Origin of the sequence: Spinactinospora alkalitolerans, from assembly GCF_013408795.1 — a bacterium.
Lineage (GTDB): Bacteria > Actinomycetota > Actinomycetes > Streptosporangiales > Streptosporangiaceae > Spinactinospora > Spinactinospora alkalitolerans.
In genome coordinates this window covers 98,040-121,028 of sequence record NZ_JACCCC010000001.1, presented here as the reverse complement: position 1 = coordinate 121,028, position 22,989 = coordinate 98,040, and the positions used below count along the sequence as shown (strand labels likewise).

The following is a 22,989-nucleotide window of genomic DNA, read 5'->3' as shown; positions in this document are numbered from 1 at the left end:
AAGCGGCCGGGCCACTGGCAAAGACCTACTACCGGGTAGTAACATCTATTTGTTACTAGTCAGTAGATCGCGTGTGCAGACACAGCGGCCAGGACACAGCGGAGCGCGCCATGACGCATTACAAAAGCAACCTCCGTGACCTCGAGTTCAACCTTTTTGAGGTCTTCAAGCGCCAGGACGTGCTGGGAACCGGCCCGTTCGAGGAGCTGGACGAGGACACGGCTCGCACCATTCTTGACGAGGTCAACCGGCTCGCCACCGGGGTCGTGGCCGAGTCGTTCGAAGACGCCGACCGCAACCCGCCGGTCTTCGATCCCGAGACCAACACGGTACGGATGCCCGAGAGCTTCAAGCGCTCCTACCAGGCCTACATGGACGCCGAGTGGTTCCGGCTGGACCTCCCGCCCGAACTCGGCGGCAGCAACGCCCCCCGTTCCCTGGTGTGGGCCGCGGCCGAGCTGATCCTGGGCGCCAACCCCGCGGTGCACATGTACTCCGCCGGTCCCGGCTTCTCCACTGTCCTCTTCAAGGAGGGCAACGAGGCGCAGAAGAAGTTCGCCGCCATGGCGATCGAGCGCGGCTGGGGCGCCACGATGGTGCTCACCGAGCCCGACGCGGGCTCCGACGTCGGCGCCGGCCGGACCAGGGCCGTGCAGCAGGACGACGGCACCTGGCACATCGAGGGCGTCAAGCGCTTCATCACCTCGGCCGAGCACGACATGTCCGAGAACATCTTCCACCTCGTGCTGGCCCGCCCCGAGGGCCACGGCCCCGGCACCAAGGGCCTGTCGCTGTTCCTGGTGCCGAAGTACCTGGTCGACGAGGACGGCTCACTGGGGGAGCGCAACGGCGCCTACGTGACCAACGTCGAGCACAAGATGGGCCTGAAGGCCTCCACCACGTGCGAGCTGACGTTCGGCGCCGAGCACCCGGCCGTCGGCTACCTGGTCGGCGACAGGCACGACGGCATCCGGCAGATGTTCCTGGTCATCGAGTACGCCCGGATGATGGTCGGCACGAAGGCGATCGCGACGCTGTCCACCGGCTACCTCAACGCGCTGGAGTACGCCAAGGAGCGCAGGCAGGGCGCCGACCTGACCCGGCAGTCCGACAAGAGCGCGCCGCGGGTCACGATCACCCACCACCCCGATGTCCGGCGCAGCCTGATGACCCAGAAGGCCTACGCCGAGGCGCTGCGCGCCCTGGTCGTCTACACCGCCGTCCAGCAGGACACGGTGCAGATCGCCGAGGCCGCCGGCACCGACGCCTCCGCGACGGTCGCGCTCAACGACCTGCTGCTGCCGCTGGTCAAGGGCGTGGGCTCGGAGCGCTCCTACGCGCTGCTCTCCGAATCCCTGCAGACCCTCGGCGGCTCCGGCTACCTGCAGGACTACCCGATCGAGCAGTACATCCGGGACGCCAAGATCGACACCCTCTACGAGGGCACCACGGCGATCCAGGGCCTGGACCTGTTCTTCCGCAAGATCGTGAAGAACGGCGGCCAGGCGCTGGGCGCGCTGATGGGCGAGATCCAGGAGTTCGCCGACAGCGAGGCCGGCAACGGCCGGCTGAAGGTCGAGCGCGCCGCGCTGGCCAAGGCCGCGACCGACGTCCAGGCGATGGTCGAGGTCATGGTCGGCGACGCCATGCGCTCCGCCGAGGAGACCGACGAGCTGTACAAGGTGGGCCTGAACGGCACCCGGCTGCTGCTGGCGCTGGGCGACCTCGTGCTCGCCTGGCTGCTGCAGCGGCAGGCCGAGGTGGCGCTGGCCCGGATCGACGGCGCGAGCGAGGCCGACAAGGACTTCTACACCGGCAAGATCGCGGCAGCCCGCTTCTTCGCCGACCAGGTCCTGCCGCGCCTGGCCGCCGAGCGCGAGATCACGGAGCGGACCACGCTGGACCTCATGGAGGTTCCCGAGTCCGCGTTCTGACGCCGATGCGAGCGGCTGCGGGCAGCGGTCGTCCGGGGCCCGTAACGGGTGCGGGGGCGGGGCGGTTTCGGCCGCCCCGCCCCCGCTGCTTCTTCAACGGAAACCCGGTTTTGGGTAATGTGTGCGGCCTGCAGGGGGTAGGGCAGACCAATGTAGGTTGGTGCACACAGGTTGTCCCGCATCGCGTCCCGGAGGTGGCAGATGGGCATCGGGCTCGGCATTTTCCTGGTCGTCGTCGGTGCCGTGCTGAGGTTCGGCATCACCGCCGACGTGCAGGGGATCGACCTGGCCGCCATCGGCATCATCCTGATGATCGCCGGGGCCGCCGTCGTCGTGCTGACGCTGATCCTGGCCGCCATGCGCGGCAACCGGGACAACGAGGAGCGCCTGCCCGGCGGCGGCCGCCAGTTGTGAACCCGTCCCGGCCCCGGCCTCAGCCCCGCTTCGGATAGCGCCGCAGCAGGACGGCGAGGACGGCCGTGGCGAGCGCGGTCATCACCGCCAGCGGCAGGAAGGCCGTCTGGAACGCCGCCCCGTCGTGCGGTTCGGGCCGGATCTCCAGGATCAGCCCCGCGCTCAGCGTGGCGATCACCGTCGTGGTGAAGCCGCTCATGTTCACCAGGCCGGAGGCGACCCCGGTGCGGTGGGCGGGCACGCCGTCGCGGGCGAAGTCGAACGACAGCGCCGGCGCGATGACCGACCCCGCCGCGCTCACCGCGAGGACCGCCACGACGACGGGCGTGGGCGGCGGGCCGCCCGGCCAGACCGCGATCGCCAGCCACCCGGCGCTCAGCAGCGTCCCCAGCGTGATCGCGAACGGCCGCCGAACGCGCGGGGCGCGCCCCACGACGGCCCCCAGCACCGGCGACAGCCACAGGGTACCGATGCCGAGCCCGGTCAGCAGCAGGCTCGCCACCGCCGGCGTGAAGCCCAGCCCCTCCACCAGGAACGGATATCCCCACAGCACCGTCAGCGTCGTGTAGGGCGCCATGACGGCCGCGTGGTGGGCCATGCCGACTCGCGGCCCGCGGGCCCTCAGGGCCTCGGTGACACTCGCCCGCACCGACATCGGGATACCGCCGTGGGCGCCGACCGCCCCGTCGGGGCGGTCCCGCACCAGCAGCGCGACCAGCAGTGCCATCACCAGGGTCACCGCACCGGCGCCGAGGAAGGACGGGGTCCAGCCCACGCCGCGCAGCGCCGCCGAGAGGGGGGCGACGCTGGTGATCTGGCCGAGGCCGCCCATCGTCCCGGTGAGCGCGCTGACCAGCGCGTACCGGGAGCGCGGGAACCACAGCGCGCCCAGCCGGATGACGTTGAGGAAGGTCACGGCGTCGCCGACGCCGATGAGCACTCTGCCGAGGACCGCCGCCTGGACGTTGGGCGCGACGGCGAAGAGCAGCACGCCCAGCGCCATCGCCGCCAGTCCCATGAGCAGCATCCTGCGCGGCCCGACGCGGTCGGCCAGCAGCCCCGTGGGCACCTGCAGCACGACGTAGACCAGCAACTGCAGCATCGGCAGCACCGACAGCAGCGCCGGGCCGACCGCGAAGCGCTCCTGGGCCTCCAGCGCGGCGACCCCCATGCCGTTGCGGTGGAACATGGCCAGGAAGTAGGCCGACACCGCCGTGCCCCACACCAGCCACGCGCGGGCGCCGCCCGGCGGCTCGGCGGGTGCGGTCGCCACGATGCCTCCGGCGTCCCCTGCGGCCGGCGGGGCGGTGGAGGAGGCCCGGCGGCGGCGGTTCGTCCCCAGGCTCATCGGTTGGACCCCAGCAGGGTCGCGGCGGAGTCCATGTGCGCCCGCACGGCCTCGCGCGCGGCCGCCGGGTCCCCCGCGCGCACGGCGGCCAGGATCGCGGAGTGCTCCTCGATGTTGCGCCGCATCCGTTCGACGGTGCGGGCGCCCTCCTCCATCATCCGGAGCTGGCGGTCGCGCAGCGACCCGTACAGGTTGATCAGGATCTCGTTGCCGCTCGCGGTGACGATGGCGCGGTGGAACTCCCGGTCGGCCAGGATGAAGGCGTGCCGATCGGATTCGAGGCCGGCGCGCATCTCCTCCAGGTGGCCGGTGAGGGCCGCGGCGAGGTCGAGCCGGGCGGACTCACCGGCCCCGGCCGCCCGCTCGGCGGTGAAGCCCTCGACGAGCCGCCTGGTCTCGATGACGTCGTTGATCTCCTGCTGCGACACGGGGACGATCAGCGCGCCGCGCTTGGGGTAGAGCCGGACGAGCCCTTCAGCCTCCAGGCGCAGCAGCGCCTCGCGCACCGGCGTGCGGGAGACCCCCACATCGGCGGCGATGTCGCCCTCGCTGACGAGCTCGCCCCCGGCGTAGCGGCGGCTGAGGATGGCGTCTTTGGCGAACCGGTAGGTGCGATCCGTCGCCGAATCTTTTAAATACATGTTGTATCTATGATAAGGCCCCGCGCCGATGCGTGCGCGGGCACCCTCCTCCCCGCCCGGCGGCGGGGCGTTTCGGAGGCGCGGCCGCGGGTCCGCCCGGCGGAACGGTCACGGTCGGTGACGAAACCGGCGGACACTTGAAGCCCAACGTGATGACGCCGATACGAACGGTGGAAGAATCCTCGAAATCCCTGGTCTGCCCGCGCTCCTGGCCGGAAGCGCGCTCACCAGGGACTTCTCTGCGCAGAGGGAGGCGCCACGAGCCCGCACGCCCCCTTGACCAGCCTCAACGAAAGGAAAAAGGGGCTTAATGATCATGAAACCGCTAATATGATCAGCACCACCGACCGGCCCTCACGTACCGAGGACGCTGATGTCTGAGTTCCCCCCGTTCACCACCGTTGAACCCCCCGTCCGGCGACGCGACGGACGTCCCGCTCGGGATACACGCGCTTCGAGTGGTATACGCACCCTCCACCTGTGGGTCTGCGTACTTCCCGCAGCCGCTATGGCGCTCCTGGCCTTGGCGGCGATGGCGGCCGTACTCGTCGCCGCACCCTCCGCCGCAGTGACCGGTGCCGTATCGGCCGTGGTCGCGGTGGGGGCCGCGCTCGTCCTGGCCGCCGCCTTCTATGGGGCGGGACGCGCCACGGACCGGATCCACGAGCGGATCGACGCCCTGCGGTCCTCGTGCGCCGATGGTCGGGAGGACCTGCGGCGGCTGGTCGAAAGGACGGAGAGCGGCGAGCGCTTCGCGCCACGCGACGCGGTCCCTCCGTCGATCGAGGACGATGACCCCTTCCGGCTCCTCGAGGCGGATCTGCAGAAAGAGCGGCACGCCGCACAGGACGCCGTTCTGCGGATGGCCGGCTCGAGGCCCGGCGGCGAGAGCGATCAGCAGGTCGAGGTGTTCGTGAACGTCGCCCGGCGGATGCAGTCGCTGGTCCACCGGGAGATCGGTCTGCTCGACGAACTGGAGGCGCAGGTCGAGGACCCCGACCTCCTCAAGGGCCTGTTCACCATCGACCACCTCGCCACCCGCATGCGCCGCCAGTCCGAGAGCCTCGCGGTGCTCGGTGGTGCCGCGTCGCGGCGCCAGTGGAGCAGACCGGTGGGCCTGTACGAGGTGCTGCGCTCGGCGGTCGCCGAGGTCGAGCACTACTCGCGGGTCAAGGTGGTCCCCCCGGTCACCGGCACCCTGGACGGCAGCGCCGTCGTCGACGTCGTCCACCTGATCGCCGAGCTCATCGAGAACGCCACCAAGTTCTCCCCTCCCCGCACCCAGGTGCTGATCCACGTCGAGAACGTCACCGCCGGCACGGCCATCGAGATCGAGGACCGCGGTCTGGGCGTCCAGCCCGATGAACAACGCCGGATCAACGGCCTGCTCGCCGACCCCGGCCGGATCAACATCGGCGAACTGCTGCGCGACGGGCGCATCGGACTGTTCGTGGTGTCGACCCTCGCCCGCAAGCACGGTGTAAGGGTCCAGCTTCAGACGAATGTCTACGGGGGGACCCAGACCGTCGTCGTGTTGCCGAAAAGGCTGGTCGATCCTCTGTCCCAGGACCGCGGACTCCGATCGCAGAAGCAGTCGACGCGCCCGGAACCCACCTCGGTGGCCGCCGCCCGTCCCGCCGCCGAAGCGTTTTCGACGCAGCCCCCGTCATACGCGTCCGGGCTCCACACCGGCTCGAGGTCGGATCCGGCGGTGAACGGGCGGAACACGGAGAACGGCCGTTCCGGCGGGCCGGCGACCACCGCGCCGGACGCTCCGCGGGCGGCGCCGCCCCAACGGGCCCTCGGTACCCGACCGGGCGCGCAAGGGCTCGGCCGAGAACCCGCACAATCCCCCCCGGCCGCTGATCGGACCTCCTCCCCTCCGGCGAACCGCAGTGAGCGTCCGCCGCTACCGGAGCGCCGCGTGCAAGCGCACCTGGCACCCCAACTGCGCGACACGCCCAAACACGACGGTGCGGGCGCTGATCACTCCCCGGGCCTGATGGCCGCCTTCCAGAAGGGCTTCAGCAGCGCCGAGGAGGAGACCGAAGGCACTTCCTCGGACCGTACCGACAGCACCAGCTGACCAAGCACCGCTTGTCCCTCCCGAAGGAGAGTTCATCCACAATGGTGAGCCCTGTTCCCTCGAACCAAGATTCGGACCTCGTTTGGCTGCTGGGCAACCTGGCCGAACGGGTTCCACATACCCGCAGCACCGTCCTGCTGTCCTCCGACGGGCTGGCGAAGGCCGTCTACGGAATGGACGTCGACGGCGGAGAGCAGTTGGCCGCGATCGCCTCCGGGCTCTTCTCACTCGCGCGCGGCGCAGGAATGAAGTTCGGCAACAGTGACGTGATCCGGCAGGTGGTGGTGGAGCTCGACGACACCCTGCTGTTCATCTCCTCGGCCGGCTTCGGTTCGGTCCTGGCCGTTCTGGCGGATCGGGAAGCCGACGCGGGCGTCCTCGGTTACGAGATGTCCCAGTTGATCAAGAGTGTCCGCCCCTTCCTTGCGACGCCCGCCCGGTAAATATGGCGGTGTCAGAAGAAGAACTGTGGCTCGACGAGAGCGCCGGACGCCTGGTGCGCCCGTACACGGTGAGCAACGGGCGCACCAGCCCCACCAACAAGCTGGACCTGCTGTCCCTGGTGAGGGACACCGGTCGGGTGGCTCCGCCCCAGCTGGATCCGGAGCACGCACAGGTCCTCGAACTGTGCCACGACTCCACTTCGGTGGCGGAGATCGCGGCGCGCCTGCGACTGCCCGCGGTGGTCGCCAAAGTCCTCCTTTCCGATCTGGTCGACTGCGGCGCAGTCACCACGCGGGCCCCCGGCTCAGCGACCGATCCCACCGACCGATTCGTACTGGAGGCGCTACTCCATGGCCTACAACAGCGACTCTGAGCCGTTCCCCACTGCGGTCAAGCTTCTCGTCGCGGGCGGTTTCGGAGTCGGGAAGACGACCTTCATCGGCTCGGCGAGCGAGATCGAGCCCCTGAGCACGGAAGAGCTCATCACAGCGGCCAGTGCCGGCACCGACAGCCTGGCGGGGGTGGAGAACAAGTCCACCACCACCGTGGCCTTCGACTTCGGCCGCATCACCATCGACTCCCGTCATGTGCTCTACCTGTTCGGAACCCCCGGACAAGAGCGTTTCTGGTTCGTATGGAACGAGTTGTCCAACGGGGCGCTGGGCGCGGTCGTACTGGCCGACTCCCGCCGCCTGGAGGGATGCTTCGACGCCATCGACTTCTTCGAGCATCGCGGCATCAAGTTCACCGTCGCCGTCAACGAGTTCGACGGAGCCTTCCACTACGAACCCGAGGAAGTGAGGGCGGCCCTCAAGCTCGCGCCCCACGTACCGGTCGTGCTGTGCGACGCCCGCGACAGCAACTCCGCGACCTCTGTGCTGGTCACGTTGGTCCAGCACCTGCTCACCGCCGCAGTGCCCTCCCACTCGGCCTGACCCGCTCGAAGCACCCGCCAGATTATGGAGCCCCGCCGTGTCCAACGAACCCATCGAAACCGTAGGCCACCTGCTGACCCCCACGGACCACGAGACGTCCCTGCGCGCGGCGCGGATGCACGAGCTCGGTCTGCGGGACTTCCCCGACAAGGAATTCGACGAATTCGCGTACGAGCTCGCCCAGGCCACCGGCGCCCCGTTCGCGATGGTCAACTTCATCAGTGACGAGCGCCAGTACTTCGCCGGCCTCTACGTCGCCCCCCGCACCCAGACCGACTCCGCGCTGGCGGTGGCGTCCGCCCCGACCGAGGAGCCGGATCGGGAGATGCCCCGTGACCACGGCTACTGCCCGCACGTGGTGGTCCGGCGCCTGCCGCTGGTACTGGACGACGTCTGCGACTACCCGCGGTTCGCCGGTAACCCCGTGGTCGACAAGATCGGTATCCGCTCGTATCTGGGGGCACCGCTGATCGACCGCACGGGCACGGCTCTCGGGACGATCTGCGTCGTGGACCGCGAGCCGCGCCCCTGGGGCCGTCCCGGACTGGAACTCATCAAGGAGAGGGCCGCGGAACTGGTCTCCCGGATCCACCGGCGCGGGGCCGAGGGGGAATAGGTCCGCGTCCCTCCGGACCCGCCCCCTTGAGGCTCCGGTGGCGGAGCGGCCCCGACGGTCCGGCCCTCCTTCGGACGGAACCGCCGAGGCAAAACGCGAAATCGATCCTCAAAGGCGCTGTGAGGCTGCGGCGGTCGGCGACCGATGACGGCACCATCGTCGCCGGTCCGCGTCCCGCCGCAGCCCCATCAGCTCAGGAGCGGACGCCGGTCAGGATGTCTCTCCCGCTTCCACGGGAACAGCGAATCGCTGCGACCACTGCCCCCGGTCCGTTCCCAGCGCCACTTCGCCCAGTCGGAGCAACTGCACATCGGAGGTGCCGGCCGGAGCGAAGATATGGTGCGCGTCACGCAGGAACCGTTCGATCGGCCGATCGGTGTAGAGCCCGCATGCGGCGTGCACCTCCATCGCGTTGCGCGCCGAGTCCAGGGCGCTCTCAACGTTGATGAGCTTGGAGTTCATCAGCTCAGCGTCGCAGGGGAGGCCCTGATCCAACATGTGCACCGCGTGATAGGCGGTCAGCCGTGCGGTCATCAGCCGGGACTGCATCTGTCCCAGCTTCATCTTGATCGAGGGAAGTTCGGACAGCGGTTTGCCGTACCGGTACTGATTGGCGGAGAACGCGCTGGTCTCCTCCAGCAGTGCCTGATGGATCCCCAGGGAGACGGCGGCGAGATTGGCCCTGCCGTACAGGACGCTCGAAGAGTAGGCGACGGCCAGGCCGTCCCCTTCGTCGCCGAGCATGTTCGCCGCGGGAACACGGCAGTTGTCGAAGACGAGTTCGCCGAAGCTGAAGCCGTGTAGGCCCATGGCGGAGCGGTGCGGGCCCAGGGAGAGGCCCGGGCGATCCGACTCCACCAGGAACGCCGACAGCCCCTTGGAACCGGTTCCGGTGCGGACGACGACGCCGTGCAGGTCGCCGACGTGGCTGTTGCCGACGTACACCTTCCGGCCGTTGAGGATGTAGCCGTCCCCGTCGCGCACCGCGCTCGCCGTCATGCCGAGAACGTGACCGCCGGACTCGTACTCGGTCACGGCGATCGTGGGCATGCAGCTTCCGTCGGATATGGCCGGCAGCCAGTCCTTCTTCTGTTTTCCGGTGCCGTAGTGCATGATCTTTGCCACGCCCAGCTGGGACGCCTGTACGACGGCCCCCATGGCTCCGCTGACCCGTGACAACTCTTCGATGATGATGGTCTTTGCCAGATGCCCCAGCCCCATTCCGCCGTACTGGCGGTCGACCGTGGCACCGATCCAGCCTTGTTGGGCGATCAGCCGGGACAGCTCGTGTTGTACGGACCGGGATTCCTCCATGTCCGCCACCCGAGGGAGTACTTCGGCTTCCGCGAAAGCCCGAACCTCTTTCCGTAGACGCTCGTGACGCTCCGTGGTGAACAAGCCGACCATGCATCTCCTCACGACGTGTTGTCAGCTCGGACGGTCATAAGTGGTGCACCAGCGACTGTTCCGTCCCCAAACAGACCTGCAGGATCATGTTGATCATACTGATCATAAAACTCAAGCTACGTTTGACTTACCTTAGTTATTTACGGACATGGCAGAACCAGATTTATGTCGAGGAGTATTTGGCGTCCATCCATAATGATCAAGCTCAAGGCCTTACGACCTCTCTCGACATGGAGCAGAAGCATTTAGAATCGAGTGGGCGCACGTCAACCGGAATTGCCGAATCCCGGTGGGCAATGAGCCCTCCCTGTGACTTTCATCTCCATGGGTCGTTCAATGCCGGGCCCCGCACGATGGCACGGGGGTCACGTACCGTAGTCGCCGCCCTGATCGAGCTTTGACCGCCGTGCTCGCAGGGCGAGGTGGGACTTCCGGGTCTCGGTCCGTTGTGCCGCCGGCTGCACGCACTGCGGCAGTCCCCGTGCGAACCCGATCGCCGGGAATCAGTGAGGCAGCACGGGCCCGGCCCACCCCGCCCGCTCCTTCGCACCCACCACCGTTCGACCCGCCCTCCGGCACAGCCGCGGACCGGTCTCCCGGGAATCCCGCCGTCGGCGGGGACCGGAAAAGAAGAAGCGGCGGAGCGCCGCAGCGACGGCGCGCCGCTTACCCGGAGCCGGCGTTCGGTACACGACAGCCGGGTGCGGCATGGGCCACATGAGCAGCACGAATGAATCCCGGACCGCTGGGTAGGCGCGCGGGACCGCCCGCGCCGCAGCGGAAGCAGGGGCCTCCCCCGGACCGGGGGCGCCCCCTGGTCTTCATCCAACCCTGAGCCGCGCCGCTCCCGCGAGCCCCGGCCACCGGCCTGTGGATAACGCTCTGACCAGGCCAAACACCCCTGCTCCCCAAGTTTTACCCTGACTTGGAGTGTGAGATGGCCAATATTTGCCGGGGCCGCCCCCTAGGGGTGAATTCCTGCTACTATCCGGATTCGCAAGCATAACTGCGAGGTAACGAGACCCCTTCGTTGCCGTTCTCATCTTCATGGAGAATTCGCAGGCCGCAGCATGTCCCGACCACCGTCGGGGCACTCACCCCCCCACGGCGAGGCGGCTGAGCAGTACGGGCCCGCGATCGGGCGGCGGCGAGCGCGCCGCACCTGAGTAGAGCCACCGCAACGATCGCGGAACCGAACCACATGAGGAGACGTCTTTGAACGAGCTGCGCCACTCACGCCTGAACAATCCCCGGGCCTTCCGGGTGAAGTCGGCGGAAGCGGCACGGGTGAAGCGCCCGCCCCGCCACGCCTTCCGCGCCGATCGGGCGATCGAGGCACTGTGCAGCGAGCTGGCCGCGGTGGCGGCCCGCCCGATGTACCAGGCCGGCACCTCCGACATGGCGGTCATCTCGGTGCGTCGCGGAATCAGCGTCTGGTGCCGCGGCGGCAAGTTCATCTGGAACGACCTCTTCGGCGAGACCGTCACCCATCCGGCGAGCGACCCCGCCGGTGCCGCGGCGCTGCTGCGCCCCATCCCGCACCGCCGCTCCGCCCAGCGCGGCCGCCACCACTCGCTGGACCTCACCGCGGCCTGAAGCCGCGGCCCCTTCCGCGGCGGTCTCGACCCTGTGGGGGTCATCGCAGCGTTTTCAGGCCCGATAAGGTCGAGATCGGCGAGGGATCCACGTCAGGACCGCCGGAGCAGGCGGCGCATCACCACTCCATGAGCCCGTTGCGATAGGCCCAGGTGGCGATGTCGACCCGGTTGCGCGCGCCCACCTTGGCCTGCACGCTCGCCAGATGGCCCTTGACCGTGCTCAGGGAGACGTGCAGCCGTTCGGCGATCTCGACGTTGGTCAGGCCCAGCGCCAGGGCGCGCACCGCGTCGGTCTCCCGTTCGGTCAGGACGGCCGCGCCCTGCTCCCGCGCCGGACGCGGGCCGGAGGCCTTCGCGGTGAAGTGACGCAGCAGCCGCACGGTGACGCTGGGCGAGACCAGCGCGTCGCCGCGCGCGGCGGCGCGCACCGCTTCGAGCAGCAGGGCCGGGCCGACGTCCTTGAGGAGGAACCCGGCGGCCCCGCCCTCCAGGGCCGCGTGGACGTACTCGTCCAGGTCGAAGGTCGTCACCACGACCACGCGCATCGGATCGGCGACGCCGCGCCCGGCCAGGCGCCGGGTGGCCTCCAGGCCGTCGATGCCGGGCATCCGGATGTCGAGCAGGCACACGTCGGGACGGTGCCTGCGGGCCAGCTCCACCGCCTGCAGGCCGTCACCGGCCTCGGCGACCACCTCCATGTCCGGCTGGGCGTCCAGGATGCTCTGGAAGCCCGCGCGCACCAGAGGCTGATCCTCGGCGAGAAGGACTCTTACACATCTTACAGGCGACCGGTTTTCGTAAGGCTCAGACACGGCAACAGCGTAAGCGGCAGGCATACAAAGGGCCCCGGAGCCGTCGCCCCGGGGCCCTCTCCCCCCATCCCCGCCGTAGCGGGGCGTCTCACACCTCCGGTGGTCCGTCCGCGCGATGCCACGGGCCGTCCGGACCCAACCGGTTGAAACCGTAGCCTCGGAGGATCACGGCGGTAGGGCCATCGTCCGCGTCGTCCACAGCGTCCGTCTCCGCGTCGTCCTCCGGGGCCGCGGCGGCCGTCTCCGCGTCGTCCGCCGTGGCGGTGGCCCACGCGGCCACATACGCGGCGGCTGAGACCAGCGACCGCGCGTCCGGCCCGTGGCCTTGGTCGTGGACGTGCGTTAGCCAGCGGCCCCCGACTCCGCGGGACACGGTGCCCAACTCACGGCCGTCCGCGTCGAGAACGAGGAAGTGGCACGCGGAGCCGTCCGGGGCCGTCTCGTTCAGCATCTCCGGATCGGGAATAAGGCGGTACGTGCGGTTCTCGCTCATTCCGCGGCTCCCATCGCGGGCTCAGCCGGCGCGTCCAGGACGACCACATGCCTCATGAGAATCCACGCGACCGCGGCATCAAAGGAACTCAGCGGCCCGTGATCGTCGCCCTCACGGCCGTACGCGGTGGGGTACCAGGCGGACGCGTCGGCCCCCATCGCGACGGTCCCCAACGGGGTGCCGTCGGTGGCGAGCACCACGTAGACCGTCGGGCGGCCGTCTTCGTGGTCGCAAGCGTCAATGGACGGGCTCACAAGGAACGCACCTCCGGTGTTGGTCATCAGGCCACCCCCGCCAGGTCCACCAGGACGGCCACGCCGCGGCGCGTGCGCTCCGCACGCTCCCGCGCTTCGTGCGCGGTGTAGTACGCGCGGACCATCGCTGCCTGCGGCTGGACGTCGCGGGCAGGAGCGGCGGGTGTGTAGGTCAGCGGGGCCGCGTAGGGGCTCCATGCGGGCCGAACCGCGGGAAGCGGGGCGGTGGCGTAAGGGCGGACGCGAGGGGCGTTGCGGGGCGTGGTACGGGCCGCGTGCGAGCCGCGCGCGGGGCGAACGAGTCGCGCAATCGCGCACAGCACGGCAACTAGGATGCTCATTGGCAAGCGCTCCAATCGCTTGTCCGGGCCCCGGGCGTTCGCACCGCCGCGGGGCCGCTCTGTTGTTGTGGTCCGAACTGTACCCCACTAGTCCGCGGTGTACGCACTGATCCTTGGACTACCGCGCACTTCCTCAAAAGTCCGCCGTTACCCCTGCTAATGCACGCTGGTCCTATGGATATGCCGACCGGGTACGGCCCCGACTCCGAGATAGACCACGAGGGCATGCATCCCGTGTGGCTGCAACTGGCCGCGATCCTTGCGGCACGCATCGAGTCCGGGCGCTACGCCGCGGGGCGGCCGGTCCCCTCGTTGAACCAGCTCAGGCAAGAGTTCGGCGTCGCCCGCGGGACGGCCGTCAAAGCCACGAACCATCTCGCAGACCTGGGACTTGTCCGCGCGGTCCACGGCAAAGGCGTGTTCGTCCTTCCGCGAACGCGGGGTTGACAGCGCGCGGTCAGTGGCGTAGTACGTGCGCGCGCGGGCCGACTGCGGCTTGAGCGGTACGGCGCAAGTCGCGGGGCGCAAAGAAGGGGGCCGGAGCACGCGGCCCGGCCCCCTCGTTCACGCGCCTAGCAGCTCGAGCGTGGTCTGATACGGCCTACGCGGAGGCGGAGGCACGTCGCGGGAGCACTCAGCGCAGCTACCCCCGCGCTCAAGTGGCTCGATCACGGTTCGCGGAGGCGACTGAACCGCCCGCATGCCCGCGCCCCGGTCGTCCGGCCGCAGGTCCGTGTAGACCGCCGGGGCCACGCGGGCGGCCACGGCGGCGGCACACGTGCTAGAGCACGCGACGTGCCGCATCGTCACCGGGAATCCGCCGCGAGAGCGGGTCACACTGATCGTCCGTCCGGTCATGCAGCCGCCTCCTCAGGCGTTCCTACGCGGGCATACCAGACGTCCAGCGGCGTGTTCCGCCTGCTGATATTGCACGCGCCGTGTGCCGCCCGCACGTTCTCTACCGCCGTCCCCGCCTCGCCGCCCGCGATCGGATCCAGGTGGTCCCACTGGATTTCATCTCCGGGCTGGAAGGACCCGAAGCAGAGATGGCACTGCCAACGATCCTCGTCTTCGTGACGCTCCAGCCATTCGCGGATGCCGGACCCGTCATCGGGCAGCCCGGCCAGACGGGCGCGGCGACGGGCCATGACGGAAGCGTGGACCGCGCGGTACTCCGGTGACCGCTTCCGCGCGGCTTCCCGCTCCCGATAGTCCGGTGTTGCCCGGTACGCGCGCAGGTAGGCTTGCCGCTCTGGTGTGGCGTGGTGCGCACGGTCGTATTCACGGGTACACGCCTTGCAGTCCGACCGGTGCCTTTGCGTGCCGTCCGCGCGCCTCCCGCACCGCTTGTATTCGCTCTCGGGCTTCGCGGCCCCGCACTTAGTACACGTCTTCACACAGCTACCCCCTCCGCGTCGCGCGTCGCAATGTGCATCCACACGGCGGCCGCATACTCCCCGTCGCGGAGCGCGTCAGCGTGAACGATGATCACCTGGTCGCGGTCCGACATGGCGTCGTGGAACGCGTCCCTACCATCCTCTGCAATCGCGGAGTGCGCGGCGTCGGTGAGTTCGTCAAGGAGTGCGCTGCACAGAACGAGCGTGTTCGCGCGGGGGTCGTCCGGAGAGTATCCGCCCCGAACGGCTTCCTCCGGGTCGCCCCCGGCAATTTCGGTGAGGGCCTGCGCAGCGCAAGCGGCACACTGAAACGGCGTAAAGTCGGACATGGCGGTTTCTCCTCTTGGTAGTAATTCGCGGAATGCCGGGCGGTAATTCGCGGGGCCGGAACGACACGGCGGCAAGGTCAGCGGCACGCGCCCGTAGCCTTCAACTCGGCAAGCTCCGCCGCGCGCCTTTTCGCGCGTTCCGCGGCGGCCGCTACCAATTCCGCTGGCGGGTCTTCTGATTCGGGGAGCGGCTCGCCCGCGTCGTCACTCGGGTCGATTCCCGTTCGTTCCTGCCAGATTTCGCGTGCTGCGAGGGCCCCGAAGTAGCGGGTCACAATATCGTCGGGGTCGTATTGAAATGCCGGGTGTAGCGTGCGGACGTAGTACGGGATGGGCTCCTGGCGTTTACGCGCTCTCATAGATCGGCCTTTCTCCGCGCGCGTCGGATGAACGCGGCCGACGGCGGTTTCCGTTCTGCGAACGGCGTCGACTCCCCGGCCTTGATCGCGTGGTACTGATCGATCCCGATATCGGACTCCCAGCAACCCAGAGCCGCACACCACACGCGATAGGCGCGGGTCGGGTCCGGGTCCCAATAGGCCGCGTTCACGTCCGCGCCCCACGTGGGCAGTTCGCGGGAGGGCGGCCGTGTGCGCTTCACCCGGCCACCGCCTTGCGGACACCGTACGTACCTCGCATGCCGCGCCTTTGCGGCCGCGTTTCGTCTGCGCCCTCCGGGAGCCTCAACGCGGCGGCAATGCGTGCGTAAGCCTGCGCCATCTGGCGGAACTCCGTAATTACCGGGCTCACGCGGCCGTCAAGCGTCGTCACCGGAGCGTTGTGCATCTCCGCGACGAGTCGGTCTAGGACGTCGGCCGTCTCACAGAGCCGCACGAGGAGTCCGTGTTCAGCCGCGTTGAGTTCCCAGTCCTCGCACACGTCGCGGTAAAGGGCGCGGCCCGATACGCCGAGGTGTTTGGGGGCTTCGTCCACGGTTCGCCTCCTCTCAGGGGCGCGTTTCATCGTTGCTGGTCAGCGGGTCGGCGGAATTATTCAGGTCTCACGGAATCTGCCACGGTATGCCACCCGGTGGCATTTCGAAGGGGGTCCGCGGGTCACCCCCCTGGCCTGCATAAACATCGGAGCGGAGCGGCAGGGCTACCGCTAGTCAGTAGCTCTACCGCTCCGCTCGCTTGGCTCCGCGTCTACGCGGTCAGCTCCGCGCCTTACTCGCGTGGCTACGCGGCAACCTCGGCGGGCAGCTCGATGCGGACAACTGCCTTCGGGTGTGGAATCCCGAAACCGACACGCATGATCGCGCGGACTCCAACGGAGTCGGAGCCGAAGTACACGTCGCGGCTCAGTGCGACCGTCGTACCCTGGCGGAGCACGATGTACAGCAGCTCCTGCGGGATCGCATAAATCACGTCCTGAGGCACGTAGCGGTTCACGTGCAGCGGCACACCAGCAACCTGCTTGCGCGCGGCCATCGTCGCGTCCGCGCCCAACAGTGGGACGTTGGAGCCGTCACCGGCCTTGAGCTCCGCCAGTCGCAGGGCGGTAGCGGGCGACGTCACAAACGCGGTGGTGGTCGCGCCCTCGGTGGCCGCGACGCTTACCGCTTGCTCGAACAGGTCGGTGTTGATCAGCTCGGTACCGGTGATGACGGACAGCGTCCCCGAGGTGTGCGCCTGCGCAAGCCCCGCCGGCGCGCCGGTGACCTCGGTGAACAGGGCCGCGTCAACCTTGCGGGCCAGATCGCGCACCATCGACGCACCCACAGCGTTAAGTGAGTCAACCTCGCTATCCATGACCAGCTCGTTCGTGACGCGAGCAAGGGCGGCTACCTTGCGGGGAATCACGACGACTTCCTCAGTCGCCATGTTGCTCAGCGGAATATCTGCGCCCTCGGCGGTCCACGCCCCGTCGACGTCGTCGGTCAGGACGGGAATGCGAAATTCGGGGGCGTCGACGCGAACGACGTTGCCAATCTGCGTGGCCGTCGCCGCGTCTACGAAGGGCTGAACAACAAGGGCGTTGACCTGCTCCGGCTTGAGCAGAGCGGCGTTTACCGCGCTATCCATGATGGATCTCCTTTAGGTGTTGTTATTGGTCAAAAGGACTCCTCTGCTCCGGGCATCGGAATTGGGTGGACCGCCAGGGTCCGGGGTCGGCCGTCGCCGCCGCACCAGGGCAGGCGCAACGACGGCCGGAAGTCTTGGTTCGCGGGGGTCAACGCACCTGGCGGAACGCTTCCGTCCAGGTGCGCCCGCCCCCTTCATTGTTGGGATCGCGGCTGGACTTCAGGTGTCCGAACTCCCTCGGCTTGTGGGTGCGCGTCATCGGGCCGTCGTAGCGCGTCGGGGCTGCCCAGTGCGGCCGCTGCTCCACCACGCGCTTAGCGGCTTCGGCGACCGCTTCGGCGTTGACAGTGCCGTCGTCGGCAAGCAGCGACGCCATCTCGACATCGCCACCGACGAACAAGTCGGCCCCGTCCGCCAGGTGCTCGCCAGCGAGCCGCGTCACCTCCGCGCGCTGCATAGCCTCTAGACGGCTCTGTGCGGCCTCTAGGGCCGCTTCAGCCTCCCGGAGCCGTGTCCGTAGTCCCTGCGCTTCCCGCCGCGCCTTGCTGGCGTCCTGGGGGCCGTCGGCCATCTCGCCCGCGGAAACGTCGGCCGTCGCTTCCTCGCGAGGGGTCGTCTCATCGCTCATCGCGCACCCCCGATGACGCCGTACAGGACGGGAATCTCACGGCGGATCACACCCGCCGCGTCGCCGTCGACGCCTTCAACCGCGACGGTGTTGGTGATCAGCTCCGCGCGCATCTTGTGCGGCCCGTGGGCCGCTTCGCGGCGGGCCACGCTGCGCGCGATGCGCTTATCCGTCAGCGGCAGATCGGTGACGGTCTGCTCAATGAGCTTTTCCATGGGTCCTCCGAGGGTGATCGGCGTGTATCTGCTAGTGCGCACCCCCGGGAGCGGCCCGACGCGGCTGCTCGACCGGGGTGCGCGGCCACCAGGGAAGGGAAGAACCTGGCGGGGTCTGTCCGCGAGTCGCGGGAAATGAGAAAAGGGGGCCGCTGATCCGGGAAACGAGGGTGCGGCATCACCCATCGTTCTACCGGGCCAGCGGCCCCCGTCCCGCGCAAGCGGGAAGATCATCATCGGTGTCACGGCCATGCCGGGCCGTCCTGCGCGGGAGTGAAGCGCACCCGGGGGCAGCCGTCTCCGACTACCTCCCGGGGACCACCGTCACCCCACGAGGGAGAACGCGTCACCACGCGTCCTTGTTACGTGAATGGCGTCCAGGTGTTCGCCCAAATCAGGCAGGGTGGCACTCGGACTCCCGGGCGTGTCGCGATTAGGAGGCGCGCTGCAAAGGCACGCGCTTGCGTCCGGTGCCAGATGGCCGCGGCCGCGGCGCACCGGGGGCGAGCCGCCTGCGTGCGCCCTTGGTCGTCTGCCGCTTCTCGGCCCGGAACTCGCCCGCCAGGTCGTAGCCGACCCGCGCGATCCGCCGTTCGGTCTCGAGCTTCGCAAGGCGGAGCGCTTCCGCGTGCAGCTCGGGGTCAGGCCATTCCCAATCCGAGTCAAGCGGGTGCTCTCGCCATGGGTCCGGGGAGTGCGCGGGGTAGCGACCGGGCAGTCCTCCCGGCCCCTCCGGGCCGTCCGCGAACACGTCGCCTGCGGACACGTTGTGCTGCTTGCAGTACAGCCGCACCGCGTGCTTCCACACGCTGTGCGCCTGAACCATGTCGCCATCAAAGTTCCACATGTAGGACGCGGGGGCGCGGAGCCACGTGGGGTGCTGCATAGGTACTCCCTTCAAGTCGTTGACCAGGGCGAACGCGCCGCCCCGCCGGACGCCGTGCGCCAGCGCCCGGAGCAGCCGCGTATAAGCCCCTCACGGCTTGTCCTTCGGGGGCTTATACGCGGCTGCTCCGGGCGCAAGCACGGCGGACGGCGGGGTAAGCAAGGCGCAGGAAGGCACGAATCGGCCCCCGGGCGTCACCCATCGCGGTCAGCGGACGACCCCGTCGCCGTCCCGCGTCGTGGGCAGGGAGGCCAGCGGCGGCGCGTGAAGGCGCGAGAGCGGCCGCGTCGACAGCACAGAAGCCACATGATCAACACAGAGAGCCCAGAATCGGCGAACCTTAGCCGACTACCAGAGTGCCCTCACTCGCCCTCTCACGGCTACCTTGTGGCCGTGCAGCCGCATAGCACCCCCCTCGCCCCTCCGGGGACGGTTCGCGAGAGAAGGCCGGAGCATCCCCCACGCGCCCGCGAGACGGCCGCAGAGCCGCGAACGGTGCGGCCCCTGGCCGCGGAGTCCGGCCCGCGGCCCCGGAGGGCCCACAACGCGGGCAGAACCGACCCGCGGGCCGTCGGAGAAAGCGGCTCCGGTCCCCGCCGTGGGAAGCGGCAGATTTTTACCTCTCTGACAAAACCTCCCTTACTAGATAGGAAAGTCTTGAGAGACCAGATTTGCCGCTCTCACAGCATCGTCGCAGTTTAGCCCGGGAACTGGGGACCCCTCATTTTTGCCGCTCACGGCAGATCCGCACGGCGGGCGCTCCCGCCGCGAGGGGCGCGAGGGTGGCCGCGCACATGACCCGTAACGCCTAGGTAACCGCATGCGCCTATCGCGCTCCCGTTCCCTCGCGGGCTAGGGCTCCGGCCCCGCCGTAGGGTGGGGCAAATTTCTTCCCCTTAGACAAAACCTTCTATATATATAAGGAGACTTTCAAAAGTAGATGACGATTTGCCCCAAACCCCCTGTTTTCCCAGTTCAGTCATGGGGCAAAAATTGCCCCATGGGGCAGATGCGCAGGGCGGGCGCTCCGGCCGCGAGAGGTGCGGAGGGCCGCGCACACACTCGCCGTGGTGGCGCGGTAGCCACGCGTGTCCGTTCGCCGGCACGCCGGGGCCCACGAGGACGGGCTCCGGCATCCCGCGAAGGGACACCGGGGCCCGGAGGGCGGACGGGGTTGGCTAGGCGTCGGCCGTGTCGTGGTCGGCCCACTCGATACGCACGCGTTCGTCACCGTTGAACCGAATGCCTTGCCGCGGTGCCTTGACCACGGTCACGCAGTTGATCGCAAGCCGGAGTAGATCCCGCTTCATCGGGAGTTCAGCGGCGTTCCACGCTTCGTAGATCGTTGCGTCGTCGCCGCTCAGGAACGGCAAGTCCAGGGATGGGGACGACTCCCAGCGGGACAGTTCTGCCTTAGCGGCCTCTACCGCGTCCGTCGCCTCTTGCAGCATCGGACCGAAATAGCGCCGCGCGGGACCGTCATAAACGCCGCTCTGCCGGTCCTGTAGCAGCCGCTCTAGGTCCTTCTCAGCGGCCCGGAGCGAGGCACGCGCGGCGGCCTCCTCTTCCGTCTCCTCCGGCTTCACAAGGGCCGTCCAGCGCTGTGACACGACGTGCAACAGCGGGTCACCCGGTTCCGCGTTGGTGAGCCGTGCCACCCACGCGCGAAACACGTACTCCTCCAACTTGTCCGCGCGCACCGATGCCCGCGCGCCACACGAGCGGCCCCCTAGCGTGGCCTGACACGCGTATGACCGTCCTTGGAACGGCATGGAGCGGCCACAGCCGCCGCAACGGGCAAGGCCCGTCACCAGATGCTTAGCGCGCGTGTTTCGCTTGCCGTCGTTCGCGGGAACAGGTCGACCCACCTTGAGCCCTTGGAACGCGGCTAGCGCGTCGCGCTGCATGGCGTCGGTGACCAGTCCGGGCACGGGGTTGTTCTCCGCGTCGCGCAGACGGACGCGCTTACCGGACGCGTCGCGGTGAATGGCCCTACGGCCCTTGTCCGTGACCTGGACTTGCCAACCGGCGTACGCAGGATGCTTGAGCATGCCGTGTACGGCGCTGTACTGCCACCGGGCCCCACCGGGGGACGGCACTCCGGCCCCGTCCAGCCAACGGACAAGGTCCCGCGTGGACGCTCCCTCTACAGCCACACGGCGGAACATCTCCCGGACCACGTCGGCACGGGACGGCATCCCCGGAGCGGCCGGAGTCTCGTCCGGGGACAGCACGCGGTCACGCGACACGACGTATCCCCACGGGGGACGGGCGGCCACCCACCGGCCCGCGTCGCGCTGCCGGTCCTTGGTGTCCTTGACGCGGCGCGAGAGGTTCTCGGAGTACTCCCGCGCTTCCTCGGCCCGGTTGATGATCCACCGGCGGTCACGCGCTTCGTTGGAGTCAAGCCCGTCCATGTCGAACACAACGCGAGCCTTACCGATCACCTGCAACAGGTCTGCCGCTCCCTTGCGGCTGAACCGGTCGATGGCGTACGCCCACAGGGCGGGAACTTCCCCGTTCGCGAGTGCGGCTAGCGCGCGGTCGAAGTCGGCCCGCTCAACGTCCTTGAAGCCGGACGCAATGTCCTTCCAAACCTTGCGCACCGTGTAGCCCTCACGGGCTGCCCAACGTCGGCCCTGTTCCTCTTGCGCGTCCGTGCTCAGTTCCTGCCGGTATCCGCGCACAAGCTTGCTCTTACGGACGTAGAGGTCAACCTCTCGCGGCCCCGTGCTGCTGTCCATGTTGTGATCCTATGAACCGTTTACCCAGGTCACGCACTAAGTGTGCATGTGTCCTGGCCTCCTCGGCCAGCAGCACCCGGATCGTCATCGTCGGAGCCCTCCTTCTTCCTCCGCCTGCGGCACCGGCACCGCGCGGTCCCCGCTGCCGGGTCCCCCGGCGTCGGATTCGGCCAGCGGGAGTTCGGCGGACAGCCGCCAGCCGGGGCCTTCGCGCATCTGGCCGGAGGTGCACGAGCCGCCGAGCAGCCGGGCACGCTCCTCGACTCCGATGAGCCCGTAGCCCGCCCCTTCGCTCCGGAAGACGCCGCGGCGCTGCCCGTTGTCGCGCACGTCGAGGACGACCGTTCCCGACGCACGGGCCACCTCGATGGTCACCAGGGTCGCCCCGTGGGCGTGCCGGAGCGCGTTGGTGACCCCTTCCTGGGCGATCCTGACCAGGGCCGCGCCCACCTCGGCGCCCGTCCCCGCGAGGTCGTCCGGCAGGCGCACCTCGACCCTGGGCCGCCCGATGTGGCCCGGCCGCTCCAGCGCGAGCAGCCCCGCGGCGGGGTCCGGTGCCTCGGACGCGCCGCCGTCGGCCTCGCGCAGGATGCGCACCATGCGCCGCATGGATGTCAGCGCGGTGGCTCCGGCCTCTTCGATCGCCGGCAGCGCGGTGGCGACCCGTTCCGGCTCGGTCTCGGCGAAGTAGCGCAGCGTCTGCACCTGCACCACCATGCCGGTGACCTGGTGGGCCACCACGTCGTGGAGTTCGCGCGAGATCTTCAGCCGTTCCTCCCTGCGGACCTGTTCGGCCTGTGCGCGCCCTTGCGCGGCCCGCCATCGCAGGTAGCAGCCGGGGCCGATGAAGACGAAGGCGAGCGAGGCCACCTGCTCGACCTGCTCCAGCGGTTCGGGCCGGTACCACCACTCGCTGGGCATGCGCCAGTCGTTGGTGACCACGGCCAGCGGAGCGAGCACGGCCGCAACGGCGACGGGGACCGGCCCGCAGCGGTAGGCGACCAGATTGGCGACGAGCAGCAGCGCCGCCCCCTCCGCCACGCTGAAGGAGAAGCCGAAGCCGCCCTTGGGCAGCGTCCACAGCACGACCGTGGTCCCCGACACGAGGACGCACGTCCCGATGCCGACCGCGGCGGTCCACCCGCGGCCGGCGCGCGGCGCCAGCGCCGACAGGGCCGCCGCCGCCGCGACCGCGCCCGAGACGAGCGGCAGCGCCCGCGCCCACCGGGGCATCGGATCCGGCTCCCCTGCGGAGGGCGGCGCGTCGAGGAGGTCCGCCAGATCCCCGGCCCACACGGTCAGCAGCACGGCCGCCGCGCCGATCAGGGGCAGCAGCCGGACCACCCGTGCGGGCAGCAGCGCGTACCAGCGCTGAAGCGCCGTCACCGGAGATCCCATGGCCTCAGGCTAGACCCGCTGGTCGGCTATCCAACGAAGAACTCA

The 22,989-nt window shown here is 69.1% G+C and carries 26 protein-coding genes; 9 read left to right on the top strand and 17 right to left on the bottom strand.

Annotation, left to right across the window (positions count from 1 at the left end):
- Window positions 1–110: 110 nt before the first annotated feature.
- Both HDA32_RS00665 and HDA32_RS00660 read left to right on the top strand, forming a co-directional pair.
- A complete protein-coding gene (locus tag HDA32_RS00665) occupies window positions 111–1,934 on the top strand; it encodes an acyl-CoA dehydrogenase (RefSeq protein ID WP_179641317.1) in 1,824 nt (607 codons plus the stop codon).
- A gap of 201 nt (window positions 1,935–2,135) precedes the next feature.
- Complete coding sequence (locus tag HDA32_RS00660; protein ID WP_179641190.1) at window positions 2,136–2,348, top strand: DUF6458 family protein; 213 nt, start codon at window positions 2,136–2,138, stop codon at window positions 2,346–2,348.
- A gap of 19 nt (window positions 2,349–2,367) precedes the next feature.
- Here the strand turns inward: HDA32_RS00660 and HDA32_RS00655 are convergent, their stop codons facing one another.
- Together HDA32_RS00655 and HDA32_RS00650 are read right to left on the bottom strand one after the other, a co-directional pair.
- Complete coding sequence (locus tag HDA32_RS00655; RefSeq protein WP_179641316.1) at window positions 2,368–3,696, bottom strand: MFS transporter; 1,329 nt, start codon at window positions 3,694–3,696, stop codon at window positions 2,368–2,370.
- A complete protein-coding gene (locus HDA32_RS00650) occupies window positions 3,693–4,337 on the bottom strand; it encodes a GntR family transcriptional regulator (RefSeq protein WP_179641315.1) in 645 nt (214 codons plus the stop codon). Before HDA32_RS00650 ends, HDA32_RS00655 begins: the two co-directional genes overlap by 4 nt.
- Before the next feature lie 508 nt (window positions 4,338–4,845).
- Here HDA32_RS00650 and HDA32_RS00645 point away from each other — a divergent pair.
- From HDA32_RS00645 to HDA32_RS00625, 5 genes are read left to right on the top strand one after another with little or no spacing between them, the layout of a single operon-like run.
- Entirely contained in the window at window positions 4,846–6,423 is a 1,578-nt protein-coding gene (locus tag HDA32_RS00645) for a sensor histidine kinase (RefSeq protein ID WP_246334177.1), read from the top strand.
- A gap of 41 nt (window positions 6,424–6,464) precedes the next feature.
- On the top strand, window positions 6,465–6,866 hold the full coding sequence (locus HDA32_RS00640; RefSeq protein ID WP_179641313.1) for a roadblock/LC7 domain-containing protein: 402 nt from the start codon (window positions 6,465–6,467) through the stop codon (window positions 6,864–6,866).
- A 2-nt stretch (window positions 6,867–6,868) separates the two neighbouring features.
- Window positions 6,869–7,240 (top strand): DUF742 domain-containing protein, encoded by a 372-nt coding sequence (locus HDA32_RS00635; RefSeq protein WP_179641312.1) that lies wholly within the window; start codon window positions 6,869–6,871, stop codon window positions 7,238–7,240.
- The gene (locus HDA32_RS00630) at window positions 7,218–7,802 is read left to right on the top strand and encodes a GTP-binding protein (RefSeq protein WP_179641311.1); all 585 of its coding nucleotides are present in this window, start codon (window positions 7,218–7,220) and stop codon (window positions 7,800–7,802) included. The genes HDA32_RS00635 and HDA32_RS00630 overlap by 23 nt, the downstream gene beginning before the upstream one ends.
- A gap of 37 nt (window positions 7,803–7,839) precedes the next feature.
- Window positions 7,840–8,418: a GAF domain-containing protein gene (locus HDA32_RS00625; protein ID WP_312862987.1), complete on the top strand. Its 579-nt coding sequence runs from the start codon at window positions 7,840–7,842 to the stop codon at window positions 8,416–8,418.
- Window positions 8,419–8,628: 210 nt separating this feature from the next.
- On the opposite strand, the gene HDA32_RS00620 is transcribed toward HDA32_RS00625, so the two are convergent.
- Window positions 8,629–9,825, bottom strand: a complete 1,197-nt coding sequence (locus HDA32_RS00620) for an acyl-CoA dehydrogenase family protein (RefSeq protein ID WP_179641310.1) — start codon at window positions 9,823–9,825, stop codon at window positions 8,629–8,631.
- 1,224 nt (window positions 9,826–11,049) lie between these two features.
- Between HDA32_RS00620 and HDA32_RS00615 the strand changes: the two genes are divergently transcribed.
- Entirely contained in the window at window positions 11,050–11,421 is a 372-nt protein-coding gene (locus HDA32_RS00615; RefSeq protein ID WP_218882673.1) for a hypothetical protein, read from the top strand.
- A 118-nt stretch (window positions 11,422–11,539) separates the two neighbouring features.
- On the opposite strand, the gene HDA32_RS00610 is transcribed toward HDA32_RS00615, so the two are convergent.
- The 4 genes from HDA32_RS00610 to HDA32_RS00595 form a co-directional block, all read right to left on the bottom strand.
- On the bottom strand, window positions 11,540–12,235 hold the full coding sequence (locus tag HDA32_RS00610; RefSeq protein ID WP_312862986.1) for a response regulator: 696 nt from the start codon (window positions 12,233–12,235) through the stop codon (window positions 11,540–11,542).
- An 88-nt stretch (window positions 12,236–12,323) separates the two neighbouring features.
- Entirely contained in the window at window positions 12,324–12,728 is a 405-nt protein-coding gene (locus HDA32_RS00605) for a hypothetical protein (protein ID WP_179641308.1), read from the bottom strand.
- Complete coding sequence (locus HDA32_RS00600) at window positions 12,725–13,009, bottom strand: hypothetical protein (protein WP_179641307.1); 285 nt, start codon at window positions 13,007–13,009, stop codon at window positions 12,725–12,727. Before HDA32_RS00600 ends, HDA32_RS00605 begins: the two co-directional genes overlap by 4 nt.
- Window positions 13,009–13,323 carry a hypothetical protein gene (locus HDA32_RS00595; RefSeq protein ID WP_179641306.1) on the bottom strand — a complete coding sequence of 105 codons (315 nt, stop codon included), beginning with the start codon at window positions 13,321–13,323 and terminating at the stop codon, window positions 13,009–13,011. Before HDA32_RS00595 ends, HDA32_RS00600 begins: the two co-directional genes overlap by 1 nt.
- Before the next feature lie 174 nt (window positions 13,324–13,497).
- On the opposite strand from HDA32_RS00595, the gene HDA32_RS00590 reads away from it, so the two are divergent.
- Complete coding sequence (locus HDA32_RS00590) at window positions 13,498–13,770, top strand: GntR family transcriptional regulator (RefSeq protein ID WP_179641305.1); 273 nt, start codon at window positions 13,498–13,500, stop codon at window positions 13,768–13,770.
- Between the two features lie 407 nt (window positions 13,771–14,177).
- Here HDA32_RS00590 and HDA32_RS00585 read toward each other — a convergent pair whose 3' ends face one another.
- From HDA32_RS00585 to HDA32_RS00540, 10 genes are all read right to left on the bottom strand, one after another.
- Window positions 14,178–14,471: a hypothetical protein gene (locus HDA32_RS00585; protein WP_179641304.1), complete on the bottom strand. Its 294-nt coding sequence runs from the start codon at window positions 14,469–14,471 to the stop codon at window positions 14,178–14,180.
- Between the two features lie 245 nt (window positions 14,472–14,716).
- Window positions 14,717–15,049, bottom strand: a complete 333-nt coding sequence (locus HDA32_RS00580) for a hypothetical protein (RefSeq protein WP_179641303.1) — start codon at window positions 15,047–15,049, stop codon at window positions 14,717–14,719.
- Between the two features lie 355 nt (window positions 15,050–15,404).
- A complete protein-coding gene (locus HDA32_RS00575) occupies window positions 15,405–15,650 on the bottom strand; it encodes a hypothetical protein (RefSeq protein ID WP_179641302.1) in 246 nt (81 codons plus the stop codon).
- A complete protein-coding gene (locus HDA32_RS00570; protein WP_179641301.1) occupies window positions 15,647–15,982 on the bottom strand; it encodes a hypothetical protein in 336 nt (111 codons plus the stop codon). The genes HDA32_RS00575 and HDA32_RS00570 overlap by 4 nt, the downstream gene beginning before the upstream one ends.
- Window positions 15,983–16,227: 245 nt before the next feature.
- Window positions 16,228–17,073 (bottom strand): phage major capsid protein, encoded by an 846-nt coding sequence (locus HDA32_RS00565; RefSeq protein ID WP_179641300.1) that lies wholly within the window; start codon window positions 17,071–17,073, stop codon window positions 16,228–16,230.
- Window positions 17,074–17,221: 148 nt separating this feature from the next.
- Window positions 17,222–17,701, bottom strand: coding sequence for a hypothetical protein (locus HDA32_RS00560; protein ID WP_179641299.1), 480 nt, complete (start codon window positions 17,699–17,701; stop codon window positions 17,222–17,224).
- Window positions 17,698–17,916 carry a hypothetical protein gene (locus HDA32_RS00555; protein WP_179641298.1) on the bottom strand — a complete coding sequence of 73 codons (219 nt, stop codon included), beginning with the start codon at window positions 17,914–17,916 and terminating at the stop codon, window positions 17,698–17,700. The genes HDA32_RS00560 and HDA32_RS00555 overlap by 4 nt, the downstream gene beginning before the upstream one ends.
- A gap of 433 nt (window positions 17,917–18,349) precedes the next feature.
- Entirely contained in the window at window positions 18,350–18,802 is a 453-nt protein-coding gene (locus HDA32_RS00550; RefSeq protein WP_179641297.1) for a hypothetical protein, read from the bottom strand.
- Between the two features lie 1,178 nt (window positions 18,803–19,980).
- The gene (locus tag HDA32_RS00545) at window positions 19,981–21,546 is read right to left on the bottom strand and encodes a recombinase family protein (protein ID WP_179641296.1); all 1,566 of its coding nucleotides are present in this window, start codon (window positions 21,544–21,546) and stop codon (window positions 19,981–19,983) included.
- Window positions 21,547–21,630: 84 nt separating this feature from the next.
- The gene (locus HDA32_RS00540; RefSeq protein ID WP_179641295.1) at window positions 21,631–22,944 is read right to left on the bottom strand and encodes a sensor histidine kinase; all 1,314 of its coding nucleotides are present in this window, start codon (window positions 22,942–22,944) and stop codon (window positions 21,631–21,633) included.
- Window positions 22,945–22,989 lie beyond the last annotated feature (45 nt).